Source organism: Serratia sp. J2, from assembly GCF_046269175.1.
GTDB lineage: Bacteria > Pseudomonadota > Gammaproteobacteria > Enterobacterales > Enterobacteriaceae > Chania > Chania fonticola_C.
Window position 1 is genome coordinate 99,458 of sequence record NZ_JBKABN010000001.1, and the last position, 16,011, is coordinate 115,468.

Here is a 16,011-nt window from a genome sequence, read left to right on the forward strand (position 1 = left end):
TTCGGTATGGGCTGCTATTACTTGAAAAATGGGTACCTGAATGGAAACGTTAGTTATTGCCTTGGGGGGCAACGCCCTGTTAAAGCGTGGCGCGGTGTTATCTGCAGAGAATCAGTATCAGAGCATTGCGTTAATTGCCGATGCCATTGGCAAGCTGGCCAAGAAATACCGCATCGCCATCGTGCACGGTAACGGCCCACAAGTGGGGTTGTTGGCACTGCAAAACCTGGCCTATCGCGATGTTCCCCCGTATCCGCTGGATATTCTGGTGGCGGAAAGCCAGGGCATGATCGGCTATATGCTGGCCCAGCAGCTAGGGGCATTCCATCCTGCTCAGCCGGTGTCCACGTTGCTGACTCGCGTCTTGGTAGACAGCGAAGATCCGGCGTATCGGGAACCCAGCAAATTTATCGGGCCGGTTTATGAGCCGCAACAGCAAGCCGAGCTGGAAAAAAAGTATGGCTGGAGCATGAAGCTGGATGGGAAATACCTGCGCCGGGTGGTGCCTTCCCCTGAACCGAAAAAGATCATCGATATTGAAGCGATTAATCTGCTGCTGGCGAAAAACCACATCGTGATTTGCAACGGCGGTGGCGGTGTTCCGATGGTGGCCAGCGCACAGGGAATGATCGGTAGCGAAGCGGTGATCGACAAGGATCTGGCCTCTGCGTTACTGGCCGAAGCCCTGGACGCCGATCACCTGGTGATCCTCACTGATGCTGATGCGGTGTATCAGCACTGGGGCACCCCGCAGCAAAAAGCCATTCGTTCTGCCACCACCAAAGAACTGGCCCCGATGGCCGTAGCCGATGGTTCGATGGGGCCAAAAATCATGGCGGTCAGCCGCTTTGTGCAGCGCAGCGGCAAGGTGGCACATATCGGTGCCCTGCAAGATATCGAGTCGGTACTGGCAGGCACCGCGGGGACATTAATTACGCCGTAATACTGGATGGGCCGAGCGGCCCATCAACCAAGGGAAAATGAATATGCAAACTATAAAAACAGAGCGAATGCCCTATTGGATTAAAACCGTAGTGATCTTCTTCCTCGGCTGGGTCGTTATCTATGCCGGGCGTTCGGTACTTAGCCCCATCATGCCGCAGATCCAAACCGAGTTCGGGCTGTCAAAAAGCCATCTGGGCTTAATCAGCAGCCTGTTCTTTCTGACCTACACCATTTTACAGGTGCCTGCGGGGCTATTGGGTGACCGCTTGGGCAGAAAACGCATTCTGGTCAGCGGCTTTATGCTGTTTGCGCTGTTTATCGCTGCCGTCAGCATCTCATCCAACTTTCTGATTTTCATCGTGTTATGGATGCTGACCGGTGCTTCGCAAGGCGTCTATTATGGCCCGCAGTATGCGCTTTCATCCGAGGCCATCCCCAAGAAATGGATCACCTTGGGCAGTGCGGTGATCGGCAGCGGGATGTCGTTCGGTATCGCGCTGGGGTATTACCTTTCCAGCTTTATGATCGAACACTTTCATACTTCGTGGAAGATGCCGTTCCTGGCGATGGCGGTCCCGGTATTGATTGTGGCGCTGCTGATGCTGTTTTTCATTCGGGAAAAAGCGCCGCAAAGTGCCAGCGACGCTCCGGTAGCGGCGGCAGCAAAGAGCGAATTCAGTTTCCTGGATCTGTTTAAAAACCGTAACCTGCTGATGGCCTACATCACCATCTTTTGCTCGATCTATGGCTTCTTCGTGATCATTACCTGGCTGCCGTATTATCTGCAAAAAGAACGCGGCATGGATATTGTGCACGCAGCCAGCATCGCCTCTATCGTACCGTGGATCTCGGTGCTCGGGACGCTGATTTGCAGCTATATCTCCGACAAGCTGGGCCGCAGAAAACCGGTGGTGCTGTTTATGCTGCCTTTCTCACTGCTGGCGATCTTCGGCATCGTTTATTCCACCAGTGAAGCGGCGTTGATTGGCGTATTGGTGCTGTATGGGTTTATCGGCAAAATCAGCCTCAACCCGGTACTGATCGCCCTGGTAGCAGACAACGCACCGCGTGCCGCGCTCAGTACCGCTTTCGGGCTGTATAACTTCTTTGGTATGGCGGCGTCGATCTTTGCGCCTTACGTGACCGGCTTCATTGCCGACAGCACGGGAACGTTGAATGCGGGCTTCTATTTTGCCGCGATGATCACGGTGGTGGGCTTTATCGCCATGTTGTTTGTCAAAGAGGGGAAACCGGGGCAGGAGGCTTGATGTTTGATGCAGGGCGCAACCGTTCGGCTGCGCCCATGTTCGATTAATACAGCAGTGAATACAGTTGGCGGCGATACTTGGCGGCCAGCGCATCGCCAGTCCCCAGTGCGGCCAGAATATCCATCAAGGTCTTGCGGGCGCTACCGTTAGCCGCCGCCAAATCCTTTTTCAGATGACCCATCAGCAATTCCAGCGCCTCTTCGTTACGGCCAACCTGATGCAGTTGCAAGGCTAGCTGCACGGCAAGTTCGACGTTTTCCGGCTGTTGCTGAGCCTGCTGCTGCAACTGCTGAATTTCCGGCGTATCGGCGGCCTGCTTCATCAGCTCAATCTGCGCGACCAGGCCGAGGTAACGGGTATCGCGATCCTGCAATGGGATGGTCGCCAGCACCGCTTCGGCATCATCCGTCTTGTTCAGGGCGATCTGGGTTTCCGCCAGCGTCAGGCCGATATCGCTGCGCTGATTGCTGAGGCTCCAGGCGTCTTTCAGCAAAGGAAGAGCTTCTGCAGCACGGTCTTCTTGCAACAGTTCGGTGGCTTCTGCCAGCTTGAGGTCTTCGGCTTTTGGCAGGAAACGCTGCAGGAATTCGCGGATCATTTCTTCCGGCTGCGGCCCTTGGAAACCATCAACCGGCTGACCATCCTTGAACAGATAAACGGTTGGCAGGGAACGCAGGCCAAACTGGGCGGCGATCGCCTGCTCGGCATCGCAATCCACCTTCGCCAGAACGAACTGACCTGCGTATTCCGCCGCCAGTTTATCCAGTATCGGGGTGAGTTGCAGACAGTGCTGGCTGCGATCCGACCAGAAATAGAACAGCACCGGCTGGGACATGGACTGTTCCAGCGTTTGGTGCAGGTTAGTTTCGTTAATATCAACAACGGCTTGAGCTAGCATGGTTTCTCTCTAATCTGATCTTGCGGAGCCAATCTATTCTAGATGGGGGCAAAGCGGCGCGCTTCAACCCTTAGCCCCCGTTTGCTTAACCATTACTGCGCAATAACCAGTCCAGCGCGCGGCCTGGCAACAGGCGGCGCAGGATGCTCATGGTATGCGCCAGCAGGGTGACCGGGTAGCGCAGCTTGGCTTTGGGGCTTTCCAGCGCATGGCGCAGCTTTGGTAACACCGCTTCGGCGGGTAGCGTCAAACGCTTGGCAATACTCGGGTTATGCACCGGTTTATCGCTCTGCGTCTGATTGACGTTCTGGGTGAAATGGGTCGTCAGCGGGCCTGGCTCGATCAGGCTGACCTGAATGCCGCTGCCGTGCAGTTCCATACGCAACGCGTCCGACCAGGCTTCCAGCGCAAATTTGCTGGCGGCATAGGCCCCACGACCGGCGCTGGAGATTAACCCCATCACTGAACTGGTCTGAATAATGCGCCCTTCACCGTGCGGCAGCATGGCTGGCAGCAGCAACTGGGTGAGCTGGTGGGTGCCAAACAGGTTGGCGGAGAATTGCCGTTCCAGCTGTTGGCGTGAAACCGAGCTGAGTGGGCCGTAAACGCCGAAACCGGCATTGTTGAACAGACCGTACAGCCGCCCGTTGGTCAGCTCGATCACCTGCGCGGCGGCGCGTTCTACGCTGGCGCTATCGTCCAGATCCAGTTCAATGCCTTCCAGCCCAAGCTGGCGCATGTTTTCCACGTCTTCCGGCTTACGGCAGGCGGCCAGCACACGATAGCCACGGTTACGCAGATCTTGCGCTGCAATCAATCCTATCCCGCTGGAACAGCCGGTTATCAATACCGCTTTTTGCATAACTTTACCTAGTAGCTAACCCTATTCAGTTAGACTCATGTTTAACTAGTGGTTCCAGCTGTTGCGCCATCCAGGTGGCGATAAACGGCTGGGCATCCTGATTGGGGTGCAAACCGTCATCCTGCATCCATTCCGGTTTGATCACCACCTGTTCCATGTAAAACGGCAGCAGCGGAATGTTGAACTGCTTGGCCAACGCCGGATAGATCTCACCGAAGGCCTCGGTGTAGCGGCGGCCATAGTTTGGCGGAATATGAATTTGCATCAGCAGCGGTTTGGCCCCCGCCTGCAAAACCAGCGTGATAATCTGGTTGAGATCGCGCTCGATATCCGCAGCCGGGAAGCCGCGCAGACCATCGTTGGCACCCAGTTCGATCAGCACCCAGCGGGGTTGATGTTGTTTCAACAGCTCGGGCAAGCGTGCCAGCCCCTGAGCGGCGGTGTCACCGCTGATACTGGCATTGACCACGGTCGGGTGGCCAGGTTGTTTCTGCCACTCATCGGCCAGGCGAGTTGCCCAGGCTTGCGCTACCGGCAACCGATAGCCAGCACTTAAACTGTCGCCTAAAATCAACAAGGTATCGGCCGCGACAGCACGTAAACTGAATAATCCCAACAGCAAAAGGAAGGGAAGATGCCAGCGGAAAACGTTCTTGAAGTTCATCATCTTAGTAAACACGTTGGTCAGGGTGAGCATCAGCTTACCATCCTTACCGGAGTCGAGCTGGTTGTCAAACCCGCACAGACAATTGCGCTGATCGGCGAGTCCGGTTCAGGTAAATCGACCTTGTTGGGCATCCTTGCCGGGCTGGACGACGGCAGCGAAGGAGAAGTTAGCCTGCTGGGGGAGTCGCTGACCGCACTGGATGAAGAAGGGCGCGCTGCGCTGCGGGCAAAAAACGTCGGTTTTGTGTTCCAGTCGTTCATGCTGGTCCCCACCTTGAACGCGTTGGAAAACGTACAACTCCCCGCGCTGCTGCGTGGTGAAAGCGATCGTCAAAGCCGGGACCAAGCGGTGCAACTGCTGGAACAGCTGGGGTTAGGCAAGCGTCTTAGCCATCTGCCAGCACAACTTTCCGGCGGGGAGCAACAGCGTGTGGCGCTGGCACGGGCGTTCAGTGGCCGTCCACGGGTGCTGTTCGCCGATGAACCTACCGGCAACCTCGATCGCCAGACCGGTGAGCGCATTGCCGATCTGTTGTTCTCCCTCAACCGCGATTTCGCCACCACACTGATCCTGGTCACCCATGACGAGACCCTGGCGGCGCGCTGTCAGCGGCGGCTGCGCTTGCGTGAAGGCAAGCTGTGGGAGGAAGCATGATTTGGCGTTGGTTCTGGCGTGAATGGCGTTCGCCTTCGCTGCTGATCGTCTGGCTGGCGTTGACGCTGTCTGTCGCCTGCGTGTTGGCACTGGGGAGCATCAGCGATCGCATGGACAAAGGCCTGAGCCAGCAAAGCCGCGACTTTATCGCCGGGGATCGGGTATTGCGTACCGCGCGCCCGGTGCCGGAAGGCTGGCTGCTCGATGCCCAACAACAGGGGCTGAAAGTCAGCCGCCAGCTCTCTTTTACCACCATGACCTACGCCGGGGATCGTCCACTACTGGCCAACGTCAAGGCTACCGATGCGGCCTACCCGCTGTATGGGCAGTTGGAAACCCTGCCAGCCAATCTCAAACCTGTGCCGGGCAGCGTGTTGGTGGCTCCGCGCCTGTTGGCATTATTGGATATCAAGGTCGGCGATAATCTGGAGGTGGGGGATACCACGTTACGCATCGCCGGTGAAATCGTGCAGGAGCCGGATTCTGGCTTCAATCCGTTCCAGACTGCACCTGGCATTATCATCAACCTGGCAGATGTGGATAAAACCGGAGCGGTACAGCCGGGCAGTCGCCTGACCTACCGTTATATGTTTGCCGGTGCGCCAACCGATATTCAACGCTATGAAGAACGCCTCAAACCGCAGCTCAAACCCGATCAGCGCTGGTATGGGTTAGAGGAGTCCGGCAGCGCACTGGGCAAATCGCTACAGCGTTCCCAACAGTTCCTGCTGCTTTCGGCGCTGCTGACCTTGCTGCTGTCGATCGCCGCCGTAGCGGTGGCGATGAGCCACTATTGCCGCAGCCGTTATGATCTGATCGCGGTGCTGAAAACCCTGGGCGCTGGCAGAAAGGCGCTCAGTAAGCTGATTATTGGCCAGTGGCTGGCGGTGTTATTGCTGGCGGGAATATGCGGTAGCGTGATTGGTCTCGGTTTTGAAGCGGTGCTGATCCGCTTGCTGGCACCAGTGTTGCCGGGGGAACTCCCCGCCGCCGGGGGCTGGCCGTGGCTTTGGGCGATGGGGGCTCTGGTCATGATTTCGCTGCTGGTTGGGCTGCGCCCGTACCGGCAACTGCTGGCGACTCAGCCGCTGCGCGTACTGCGCCGGGATGTGGTAGCCAACGTCTGGCCGCTGCGTTACTTCCTGCCAGCCACTGCGGTGATTGTGGTCGGGCTACTGACGGTATTGATGGGGGCAAGTACCCTACTGTGGGCCATTCTGGCCGGTATAGTGGTGCTGGCCTTGCTGCTAGGGGGAATTGGCTGGGGCAGCCTGTTGCTGCTGCGGCGCATCACTCTTAAGAATCTGGCGCTGCGGTTGGCGGTGAACCGCCTGTTGCATCAGCCTTGGGTGACGATCAGCCAGCTAGCGGCATTCTCGCTGTCGTTCATGTTGCTGGCTCTGTTGCTGGTCTTGCGTGGCGATCTGCTCGATCGTTGGCAACAGCAGTTACCGCCAGACAGCCCGAACTATTTCCTGCTGAATATGACCACGGCACAGGTTCCGCAGGTGAAAGCCTTCTTGCAACAGCATCAACTGCATGAGGAAACCTTCTATCCCATCGTACGTGTGCGCCTGTCAGAAATTAACCAGCAGGTGGCGACGGAGCGGGTGCATGAAGACGATCCCGGTGGCGAGGCGGTGAACCGTGAACTGAATCTGACCTGGCAAAGCGATCTGCCGGATCATAACCCGCTGACGGCAGGTACCTGGCCGCCGAAAACCGGCGAGGTCTCGATGGATGAAGGGATCGCCGGCAGGCTCAAGATCCAACTGGGTGATACCTTGACGTTCAGCGGCGATACCCAATCGTTCAGCGCCAAAGTCACCAGTCTGCGGCAGGTAGATTGGGAAAGCCTGAAGCCGAACTTTTACTTTATCTTCCCGCCGGGTGCATTGGACGGCCAACCACAAACCTGGCTGACCAGCTTCCGCTATGACGGCGACGGCAAGGTGCTAACCCAGCTTAACCGCCAGTTCCCAACGCTGAGCCTGCTGGATATCGGTTCGATCCTCAAGCAGGTCGGCGGCGTGTTGCAGCAGGTGAGCAGGGCGCTGGAGGTGATGGTAGTGCTGGTGGTGATCTGCGGTGGTCTGCTGTTACTGGCACAGGTACAGGTAGGGATGCGGCAGCGTAGGCAGGAACTGGTGGTTTACCGCACGCTAGGCGCAGGCAAACGCCTGTTGCGCGGTACGCTGTGGTGCGAGTTTGCGTTGCTGGGGTTGGTGGCTGGCATCGCGGCGGCGGTGGGGGCAGAAGCGGCACTGTGGCTGTTGCAAACCAAGGTGTTCGACTTCCCGTGGGCACCTACGCCGGTGCTGTGGTGGGCGTTACCATTGCTGAGTGCCTTGCTGCTCTCGCTGTGTGGCGGCTGGCTTGGTGTACGCCTGCTGCGCGGCAGGGCGTTGTTCCGCAGCTACGAAGGTTAATTTTTTACTGGCTGTAGCGATGGTAGAGCAAGGTTAATTGCCCCTCACCCCAACCCTCTCCCACAGGGAGAGGGGGCCGTACGGGGTTGCTATCAGGTGAAGGCGTTAGTCTTTAACGGATTGATGTAAAGGATGAATACCGTAGTTAATTTGTGGCACGGTAAGTCCCCTCTCCCTGTGGGAGAGGGTTAGGGTGAGGGGAATACACCGAGATTAAATGCCTATCACCCCACAAGATCACCCCAGCTTTTGCTGCGCCCAGGCCAAGCCACTTTGGTACTCGGCTGGCAGCAGCTGTGCTAACGCCTGCAACGCCTGTTGCAAAGAAGCTGCGTCGGGATCGTTGAGATTCAGGTGACCCACTTTACGCCCCTCACGCACCTCTTTCTCATACCAGTGCAAATGTACCAGCGGCAGGCCCAGCCATTGCTGATTCACCGCCGTGCCGATCAGGTTGACCATCACGGAAGGCGTATTCACCACCGGCTTAGGCAGCGGCAGCCCCAGGATGGCACGTAAATGCAGCTCAAACTGGCTGATGGAAGCGCCGTTCTGCGTCCAGTGGCCACTGTTGTGGACACGCGGAGCCAACTCGTTGATCAGCAGGCTGTCGCCGACGATAAAGCACTCCATCGCCATCACGCCTACGTAGTTCAACTCATCGAGGATCGCAGCCAACATCTGCTCGGCCTGCTGCTGCAACGCCGGATTGGGCTGTGGCAGCGCTACGCTAGTACGCAGAATGCCCTCTTCGTGCAGGTTGTGAGTCAGCGGATAGAATACCGACTGGCCATCGTGACCACGAGCGCCCACCAACGACACTTCGCCAGAGAAATTAATCCCCTGCTCAACGATGCATTCGCCATAGTTATCCGCCGGTAACTCCGCCTCTTGGCCCGGGCGCAAACGCCACTGGCCACGGCCGTCATAACCACCCACGCGGCGTTTAACGATCGCCAACTCACCCAAGGTGGCAAACACCTGCGGCCATTCGCCAGCATTTGCCAGCAATTGCCAAGGGGCGGTAGCAAGATGAAGCTGATCGAGCAGTTGCTTCTGTGTCAGGCGATCGGCCAAACGCGGGAAGATATCGCGGTTGACGAAGTTATTGTGCGTCGCCAATTCGCGGGTCAGGGCGGTTTCTGGCCAGCGTTCGATCTCTGCGGTGATCACCGCATTTTGATAGGGCACCGCTTCCGGCTCGGCATCCAGGCCGACAGGATAAACTGCAATTCCCAGTGGTTCACCAGCCTGACGCAGCATACGTCCTAACTGGCCGTTACCCAGTACGCAAACCGGCTTCATGCGTCCTCCCGTGGGTCCGGGTGGTTCAGCACCTCGTCGGTCTGGGCCTGACGCCACTGCGCCAACCGCTGTGCCAGCCCGGCATCGTGCAGCGCCAGAATTTGTGCTGCCAGCAACCCGGCGTTGGCCGCACCGGCTTTGCCGATGGCGAGCGTACCCACCGGAATGCCACGTGGCATTTGCACAATGGAATACAGGCTATCGACACCGCTCAATGCGGCGCTTTGTACCGGCACACCCAGCACTGGAACCAGCGTTTTGGCCGCCAACATGCCTGGCAAATGCGCAGCACCACCGGCACCGGCGATGATCACGTCAAAACCCATGGCCTTGGCATGTTCGGCAAAGCTGAACAGCTTATCCGGCGTGCGGTGGGCGGAGACAACTTCGACATGGAACGGGACATCCAGCGTGGTCAGAACTTCGGCCGCGGACTGCATTGTGGCCCAGTCACTTTTTGAACCCATTACGATTGCGATTTTAACCCCAGCGTTGGCGGCTGAAGTAGCGGTGGCTCCCATGAGTGCATGGCTCCTGTGATGTGGACAAACGTCGGCTGGCAGGCCGTATGAGGGCGTAGAGCATACCATGGGTACAGGGCGAGGAAAACGGTTGCGTCGACGGTTTTTGCCATCAAAAGCGTGAAAACGGCCTAGAAGGGGAACTCGATCAGTTCGACGGCATCTGCCGTGACTTTAATCATTGAGCCTTGTGTATGCCAGGCTCCCAACACCGCGCGATGGGCTTCTCCGTTTGGTAATGCCAGCGGATGGATTGCCGGGCGATGGGTGTGGCCGTGGATCATCCAGTGGACGTTGTGGCGCAACATGGCCTGCTCAACGGCCTGCGGGTTGACGTCCATAATCGCGGTGGATTTGTATTGGTTGCTTTGTTGGCTGCGCGCACGCATTTTAGCGGCGATCTTCAAGCGCCAGCGCAGAGGGAGCGCGAGAAAAGCACGTTGGATCCAGGTGTTATGAACTTTCTTGCGGAATTCTTGATAGGCCTGATCGTCGGTGCATAGGGTATCGCCATGCAGGATCAGGATCTTGCGGCCATACAGCTCAACGACCTGCTCTTCAGGTAGCAGGATCATACCGCTCTGCTTGGCAAAGCGCTTACCCAACAGGAAATCGCGGTTGCCGTGAATGAAGTAACAGGGGACTCCAGCCTGGTGCAACGTCTTGAGTGCGGCGGCAATTTCGCTATGCAACGGCTCGGGGTCATCATCACCAATCCAGGCTTCGAACAGATCGCCCAGAATGTATAATGCGTCGGCGTGAACGGCTTCTCGCTGCAAAAAACGCAGAAAACCGGCAGTAATTGCCGGTTCCTGTGCGCATAGATGCAGGTCTGCGATGAACAGCGTGCTCATGCAGCCGCGATTACTCGCTGACGGTAACGCTGGTGATCACGACATCTTCAACCGGTACATCCTGGTGCATACCGCTGCGGCCAGTTTTTACCGCTTTGATCTTCTCGACCACGTCCATGCCTTCTGCCACTTCGGCAAATACGCAGTAACCCCAACCCTGGGAGTTTTCAGCACGGAAGTTCAGGAAGTCGTTATCCACCACGTTGATGAAGAACTGGGCGGTGGCAGAGTGTGGATCGTTGGTACGAGCCATTGCCAGGGTGCCACGGGTGTTTTTCAGGCCGTTGTTAGCTTCGTTCTTGATGGTTGCTTTGGTGTCTTTCTGATGCATACCAGGTTCAAAACCACCGCCCTGAACCATAAAGCCGTTGATGACACGGTGGAAGATGGTGTTGTTGTAGAAGCCTTCACGGCAGTAGTTCAGGAAGTTTTCAACGGTAACCGGTGCCTTGTCAGCAAAGGTCTTGATAACGATATCGCCGTGATTGGTGTGGAAAGTAACCATAGTTTTAGTCCTAGCAAGATGAAATGAGCTGTCACATAGGAAGGCGTGTGAGCAATCAGACCGACTTTATAACATATCTCAATTAATCAGTCAGCAGTGGCTAGGGTGGCAGTTCAGCGGCAGAAATACACGTGTTGTTGTCTTGGTCTGGATTGGGTTAATTCCGATCTCACGCAATTTTCTGCCGATCAATTCAGCAATCCTTGGGCTTGACCTTGCAATAGAGCAGCCTTCGGGTTTCAATATGCGGATATGTTTGTTATCACGCACACCACGGACAGCCCTGATGCTAAAGATATTTAATACCCTGAGTCGTCAAAAAGAGGAATTTAAGCCCATTCATGCCGGTAAAGTCGGTATGTACGTGTGCGGGGTAACCATTTATGACCTGTGTCATATCGGCCACGGGCGTACCTTTGTTGCTTTTGACGTGGTAGCGCGCTACCTGCGTTACCTCGGCTATTCGCTGAACTACGTGCGTAACGTGACCGACGTGGATGATAAAATCATCCGCCGCGCGGCAGAAAACGGCGAAACCTGCGATCAACTGACCACGCGTATGCTGGCAGAGATGCACGCCGATTTCGATTCGCTGCTGATCGAACGCCCGGATCAAGAGCCGCGTGCCACCCACCATATCGAAGAAATCATCGAGATCACCCAACGCCTGTTGGCGCGCGATCATGCCTATGTGGCCAGCAACGGCGACGTGATGTTCTCCATCGATAGCGATCCGCAATATGGCCTGCTGTCCCGCCAGGATCTGGAGCAGTTGCAAGCCGGTGCACGTGTGGAAATCGACGACGTGAAACGCAACCCGATGGATTTCGTGCTGTGGAAGATGTCCAAGCCGGGCGAACCAAGCTGGGAATCGCCGTGGGGCCCAGGCCGCCCAGGCTGGCATATCGAATGCTCGGCCATGAACTGCAAACAGCTAGGCACCCATTTTGACATTCACGGCGGTGGTTCCGATCTGATGTTCCCGCACCACGAGAACGAGATTGCCCAATCCAGCTGTGCGCATGATGGTCCGTACGTCAACTACTGGATGCACTCCGGGATGGTGATGATCGACAGAGAGAAGATGTCCAAGTCATTGAACAACTTCTTTACCATCCGCGACGTGCTGGGCTACTACGACGCCGAAACCGTGCGTTACTTCCTGATGTCTGGCCACTACCGTAGCCAACTGAACTACAGCGAAGATAACCTCAAGCAGGCGCGCGCCTCGCTGGAACGTTTGTACACCGCACTGCGTGGCACCGATGCCAATGCGCAACCTGCTGGCGGTGAAGTGTTTGAAGCGCGCTTCCGTGAAGCCATGGACGACGACTTCAACACCCCAGAAGCCTATTCCGCGTTGTTCGATTTAGCGCGTGAAGTAAACCGTCTGAAGAGCGAAGACATGGCGGCGGCGAATGGGTTGGCGGCAGAGCTGCGTAAACTGGCCAAGGTATTGGGCCTGCTGCAACAGGAGCCAGAACAGTTCCTGCAAGGTGGTGCGCAAGCGGACGACTCGGAAGTGGCAGAGATTGAAGCGTTGATCAAACAGCGTAACGACGCACGTGCCGCCAAAGACTGGGCGCTGGCAGATGCCGCTCGCGATCGGTTGAACGAGATGAATATCGTGCTGGAAGATGGCCCGCAAGGGACTAGCTGGCGTCGTAAGTAAACTAAGAACTTATTAAGTTAATAAAACCGGGTTGCTGTGGCTTCCCGGTTTTTTTATGCCTTAAGCATGGGCTTCGCTGAGCAGGCGCTGGTTGATGTAATCAATAGCTTGCTGCGGATCCATTATCTTGTTCACGACGTTGGTCACGCCCTGGCCGATAATGATCTCCGCATGGCGCAGGTTAAACAACTCGCCCTGTAAACCCCGAGATTCACGGATGCCGATACTAGGATTATCTCGCAGCAGGTTAAACCACGGATAGAGATGCAGAATGCGTTGGTTCTGATAGATGCTGCGGTGGGCGCTGTTACCGCCCAACAGCACCAGATGCTCGGTAATTTCAGCCGAATACAGCCAACGGAAGAACTGCTCTACCTGCGCCTTCTTATCACTGAAACGAGACATGCCTAACGAGCCACCGCCCATCTGCGGCATGTTGCCAGGAACTGGCGCGTAACCAATCGCCGGTGATAGAGGGCTGTGGGCGACGTCGTTGAACAGATTCATATACATGATCAGCATCGCCAACTGGCCTTGCTCAAACTGGGCCACCGCAGCATTCCACCATTCACTGTTGAGATTGGTGGTGACGGTAAGCTGTTGCTGATATTGCCGCAACGCTTCGATGGCCAAGGTTGCCTCCAGTTGCACCGGTTTGTCTTGGTGCACTAGCCGCCCACCTAACGCGTAATAGCGCAGTAGATATTCGGTAGCAATTAACCCGGAACTCCCGAGAGTCGTTGATGAACCTATCGGACGTTGCGGGTTGCCGGATTGATGAGTCGCCGTGAAAAAGGCCGTAATGTCATCAAACTCGGCGAAACTGGTCGGGATCTTCAGCTCTTTGCCCGATTTCTCATAGAACATGCGTTTGACCGTGGGGTCTTCGAACAGATCTCGGCGATAGAACAGCAACTGGGTGCTGGCATCAAACGGCAACGCATAGGCTTTGCCGTCAATCTGGCTGAAATGATGGCCAACCTCTGCCGAGAAGTTTTCCAGCAGTTCTGGTAGTGCTGGCGCGATCTCTGTCAACGGCGTGAGGGCCTTTTCCGCAAACCAGGGGAGGCAGGCCATATCGATACGCAGCAAATCGTAATAAGGATGCAGATGCAGATTCGAGAGGATCTCAAACACTTCATCGTAAGGATAAACCGCGAGATTAACCTTGATACCGGTCTGACGATAGAAATGCGGCAACAGCTTCTTCAGCGCATCGGTCGAGGGGCTAGGCAAGATCAGCATGTTCAGCGTTTCACCCTGCTCAGAAACGGCGGGCATGGGTTGAACGTCCAGAGCAAAGCCACGGCTATCCAGTATCAGCTCATCGGCCAGTGTTGCCAATCCGCAGATATATCGGGCAATTTCCAGGCCCAGCCGGGCGTAATCCATCTGATAGTGGTACTGATTGGCTACCACGGCGGGTTCGTTATCGCTGAGTTGCCAGATCGGTGGGCAGGGTGCTGCGCTACCCAGATAGGCCGCCTGCGTCAGGCAACGGGCTTTTTCACTGTCTTGAGCAATAAGTAGCTGTGGCGGCTGGCCAGCAAAAAAAGCAAAAGCGGCGGTGTGACATTCACTGGCCGGTGACGGAACGACCGTTAACTGGGTCGATGGGCTTAACTGTGCCAGCGTATCTTTCAATGCCTCGACAAAACACTGGCCGTTAGTATAAGCGAGGGGCTCACATAGCACGCCAACGTGCGCGGGTTGTTCGCGGGCGATCTCGCTGGCAATGGCCTGGCCCGCCTGGCAAAAGTTCAGGCTGAATGTGACCTTGGCCTGCGCTGGATGGCGATAGACAAACAGGATCTGCTCCGCTGGCAGCCTTAGCGTCTGATAATAGCTTTCGCTGTCGGCAAGGCAGGAGACGGTAACGATGGTTTGGTAGGATTTTGCGGCCAGCGTCTGCAAGATATCCCTTTCGGCAGAGGGCAGATCGTTAGTGACGTACAAATCCAGATCGCCCGGGAAAGAAGATCGTAATGATTGCTGAAGCCCACGGTAGAGCTGGTGATACTGCTCGCTGTTGATATCGGGCAGGATCAGCGCAACGCCACTGCTTTTGCTGGCGCGTAGCGACTGCGCCTGGGCATTGATCTGATAACCCATTTGCTGGGCAGCCTGTTTGACCGCCTCGATCTTTTCAACGCTGACATTGCCGCGCCCGTTGAGCACGTTGGAAGCGGTGCCGTGTGATACCCCCGCCAGCTTCGCTATATCCTTGATAGTTGCCATTTTCCCACCGCTTTGAGCCGCCTGTTTTGATGCTAACACCGGCTTGGGCGCTTCGCTATCTCGATTTCTCTTCAAGCATAAAATTTGGATCGTTCCATCATTAGGTGGTTGTTATTTGTCCTTAATTAATCCAGTGCCACAAAATTGATGAAAAACGTAATAATTACCAATGTTTATTTTTAGTTGTTTGATTTTAATAAATATTAAATTAAATTTTTGAAGCAGATCACCAATATTCATTGCAGTATTAACCGTTTTTTGCCCTCAAGACTATGATTGACACGTTCCAAAATCACTTTCGTCGACCACATTAACGAAGGGGATAGGAGCAATAGGTCAGTAATGTACTGAATAAAAAGGATAAAAAATGAAAATACATTTCCTGGGATCGGCTGCATCTGAAGGGGTCCCCAATCCGTTTTGCCGCTGTGAACATTGCCAACAGGCCCGTTTTCTCAAGGGGAAAGATCTGCGTACCCACTCTTCGGCGATTATTGATGATGTGATGTTGATCGACGTCGCCCCGGAGTTCAGTCAACAGCTGTTGCGTGATGGGCTGGACGCAAGTGGTATCACCGACCTGCTGTTTACTCACACTCATCCAGACCATTTCAACGTCGGTGAGCTGTTTAGCCGCATGGAGGGTTATGGTTTCAATATCGACCATCCATTGGAGATTTTTGGTAACGATCGAGCGATCAACGGCTGTGCTGCGGTATTGCCGGGCTACAGCAAACAGCGCTTTGGTTTTCACTGCCTGGTGCCTTTCGTCACCGTAGAAAGCCATGGCTACAAGATCACACCGCTGCTGGCCAACCACGCCAAGTGGGAGCTTTGCTACGTGTATGTGATCGAAAAAGACGGGCAGACGATTTTCTATGGCCATGATTCGGGCTGGTTCCCGGAACTCACCTGGCAGTGGCTACAGGGCAAAGCGTTGGATTTGGTGGTGCTGGAATGCACTTACGGTTTCAACGGCGACGATCGCACCGATAACCATATGAGCCTGGAAACCGTGTTTGCCGCGCAAGAGAAACTGCGTGCGATGGAGTGCCTGCATGCCGGCAGCCAGATCGTGGTGTCGCATATTTCTCACAGCGGCAAGTTGCTGCATGAGGAGTTGGTGGCGGCCTGCCGCGATAAAAACATCACCGTTGCGTATGACGGCCTGACCGTTAACGTGGCATAGGGGG

14 protein-coding genes are annotated in these 16,011 nt (G+C 55.8%); 6 read left to right on the plus strand and 8 right to left on the minus strand.

Going from position 1 to position 16,011, the window contains the following annotated elements; all coding sequences use genetic code 11:
- Window positions 1-40: 40 nt before the first annotated feature.
- A complete protein-coding gene (locus ACKWMY_RS00445) occupies window positions 41-943 on the plus strand; it encodes a carbamate kinase (protein ID WP_024528439.1) in 903 nt (300 codons plus the stop codon).
- 43 nt (window positions 944-986) lie between these two features.
- Window positions 987-2,213 (plus strand): MFS transporter, encoded by a 1,227-nt coding sequence (locus ACKWMY_RS00450; RefSeq protein ID WP_409485712.1) that lies wholly within the window; start codon window positions 987-989, stop codon window positions 2,211-2,213.
- 43 nt (window positions 2,214-2,256) lie between these two features.
- Here the strand turns inward: ACKWMY_RS00450 and ACKWMY_RS00455 are convergent, their stop codons facing one another.
- The 3 genes from ACKWMY_RS00455 to tesA form a co-directional block, all read right to left on the minus strand.
- Complete coding sequence (locus ACKWMY_RS00455) at window positions 2,257-3,111, minus strand: co-chaperone YbbN (RefSeq protein ID WP_161739601.1); 855 nt, start codon at window positions 3,109-3,111, stop codon at window positions 2,257-2,259.
- An 85-nt stretch (window positions 3,112-3,196) separates the two neighbouring features.
- The gene (locus ACKWMY_RS00460; protein WP_409485713.1) at window positions 3,197-3,973 is read right to left on the minus strand and encodes an SDR family oxidoreductase; all 777 of its coding nucleotides are present in this window, start codon (window positions 3,971-3,973) and stop codon (window positions 3,197-3,199) included.
- Window positions 3,974-3,998: 25 nt separating this feature from the next.
- Window positions 3,999-4,637 (minus strand): multifunctional acyl-CoA thioesterase I/protease I/lysophospholipase L1, encoded by a 639-nt coding sequence (gene tesA / locus ACKWMY_RS00465; protein WP_161629483.1) that lies wholly within the window; start codon window positions 4,635-4,637, stop codon window positions 3,999-4,001.
- Between tesA and ybbA the strand changes: the two genes are divergently transcribed.
- Both ybbA and ybbP read left to right on the plus strand, forming a co-directional pair.
- Entirely contained in the window at window positions 4,608-5,294 is a 687-nt protein-coding gene (ybbA, locus tag ACKWMY_RS00470) for a putative ABC transporter ATP-binding protein YbbA (RefSeq protein WP_024486093.1), read from the plus strand. The genes tesA and ybbA overlap by 30 nt on opposite strands.
- Entirely contained in the window at window positions 5,291-7,723 is a 2,433-nt protein-coding gene (ybbP, locus tag ACKWMY_RS00475; RefSeq protein ID WP_409485714.1) for a putative ABC transporter permease subunit YbbP, read from the plus strand. The genes ybbA and ybbP overlap by 4 nt, the downstream gene beginning before the upstream one ends.
- A gap of 237 nt (window positions 7,724-7,960) precedes the next feature.
- Here ybbP and purK read toward each other — a convergent pair whose 3' ends face one another.
- From purK to ppiB, 4 genes are all read right to left on the minus strand, one after another.
- A complete protein-coding gene (gene purK, locus ACKWMY_RS00480) occupies window positions 7,961-9,028 on the minus strand; it encodes a 5-(carboxyamino)imidazole ribonucleotide synthase (protein WP_409485715.1) in 1,068 nt (355 codons plus the stop codon).
- The gene (gene purE, locus ACKWMY_RS00485) at window positions 9,025-9,549 is read right to left on the minus strand and encodes a 5-(carboxyamino)imidazole ribonucleotide mutase (RefSeq protein WP_024486090.1); all 525 of its coding nucleotides are present in this window, start codon (window positions 9,547-9,549) and stop codon (window positions 9,025-9,027) included. The genes purK and purE overlap by 4 nt, the downstream gene beginning before the upstream one ends.
- Before the next feature lie 131 nt (window positions 9,550-9,680).
- Window positions 9,681-10,403, minus strand: a complete 723-nt coding sequence (locus ACKWMY_RS00490) for a UDP-2,3-diacylglucosamine diphosphatase (RefSeq protein ID WP_309046894.1) — start codon at window positions 10,401-10,403, stop codon at window positions 9,681-9,683.
- A 10-nt stretch (window positions 10,404-10,413) separates the two neighbouring features.
- Complete coding sequence (ppiB, locus tag ACKWMY_RS00495) at window positions 10,414-10,908, minus strand: peptidylprolyl isomerase B (RefSeq protein ID WP_024486088.1); 495 nt, start codon at window positions 10,906-10,908, stop codon at window positions 10,414-10,416.
- A gap of 286 nt (window positions 10,909-11,194) precedes the next feature.
- Between ppiB and cysS the strand changes: the two genes are divergently transcribed.
- Entirely contained in the window at window positions 11,195-12,580 is a 1,386-nt protein-coding gene (gene cysS, locus ACKWMY_RS00500) for a cysteine--tRNA ligase (protein WP_024528446.1), read from the plus strand.
- A gap of 60 nt (window positions 12,581-12,640) precedes the next feature.
- Here the strand turns inward: cysS and ACKWMY_RS00505 are convergent, their stop codons facing one another.
- Window positions 12,641-14,818 (minus strand): extracellular solute-binding protein, encoded by a 2,178-nt coding sequence (locus tag ACKWMY_RS00505; RefSeq protein ID WP_409485716.1) that lies wholly within the window; start codon window positions 14,816-14,818, stop codon window positions 12,641-12,643.
- Window positions 14,819-15,185: 367 nt separating this feature from the next.
- Here ACKWMY_RS00505 and ACKWMY_RS00510 point away from each other — a divergent pair, with 367 nt between their 5' ends.
- On the plus strand, window positions 15,186-16,007 hold the full coding sequence (locus ACKWMY_RS00510) for an MBL fold metallo-hydrolase (RefSeq protein ID WP_409485717.1): 822 nt from the start codon (window positions 15,186-15,188) through the stop codon (window positions 16,005-16,007).
- Window positions 16,008-16,011 lie beyond the last annotated feature (4 nt).

What these genes read in the sequence shown, in the direction of transcription:
- ACKWMY_RS00445 (WP_024528439.1), top strand. Translation starts at nt 41, where the DNA reads ATGGAAACGTTAGTTATTGCCTTGGGGGGCAACGCCCTGTTAAAGCGT.
- ACKWMY_RS00450 (WP_409485712.1), top strand. Translation starts at nt 987, where the DNA reads ATGCAAACTATAAAAACAGAGCGAATGCCCTATTGGATTAAAACCGTA.
- ACKWMY_RS00455 (WP_161739601.1), bottom strand. Translation starts at nt 3,111, where the DNA reads ATGCTAGCTCAAGCCGTTGTTGATATTAACGAAACTAACCTGCACCAA.
- ACKWMY_RS00460 (WP_409485713.1), bottom strand. Translation starts at nt 3,973, where the DNA reads ATGCAAAAAGCGGTATTGATAACCGGCTGTTCCAGCGGGATAGGATTG.
- ybbA (WP_024486093.1), top strand. Translation starts at nt 4,608, where the DNA reads ATGCCAGCGGAAAACGTTCTTGAAGTTCATCATCTTAGTAAACACGTT.
- tesA (WP_161629483.1), bottom strand. Translation starts at nt 4,637, where the DNA reads ATGAACTTCAAGAACGTTTTCCGCTGGCATCTTCCCTTCCTTTTGCTG.
- ybbP (WP_409485714.1), top strand. Translation starts at nt 5,291, where the DNA reads ATGATTTGGCGTTGGTTCTGGCGTGAATGGCGTTCGCCTTCGCTGCTG.
- purK (WP_409485715.1), bottom strand. Translation starts at nt 9,028, where the DNA reads ATGAAGCCGGTTTGCGTACTGGGTAACGGCCAGTTAGGACGTATGCTG.
- purE (WP_024486090.1), bottom strand. Translation starts at nt 9,549, where the DNA reads ATGGGAGCCACCGCTACTTCAGCCGCCAACGCTGGGGTTAAAATCGCA.
- ACKWMY_RS00490 (WP_309046894.1), bottom strand. Translation starts at nt 10,403, where the DNA reads ATGAGCACGCTGTTCATCGCAGACCTGCATCTATGCGCACAGGAACCG.
- ppiB (WP_024486088.1), bottom strand. Translation starts at nt 10,908, where the DNA reads ATGGTTACTTTCCACACCAATCACGGCGATATCGTTATCAAGACCTTT.
- cysS (WP_024528446.1), top strand. Translation starts at nt 11,195, where the DNA reads ATGCTAAAGATATTTAATACCCTGAGTCGTCAAAAAGAGGAATTTAAG.
- ACKWMY_RS00505 (WP_409485716.1), bottom strand. Translation starts at nt 14,818, where the DNA reads ATGGCAACTATCAAGGATATAGCGAAGCTGGCGGGGGTATCACACGGC.
- ACKWMY_RS00510 (WP_409485717.1), top strand. Translation starts at nt 15,186, where the DNA reads ATGAAAATACATTTCCTGGGATCGGCTGCATCTGAAGGGGTCCCCAAT.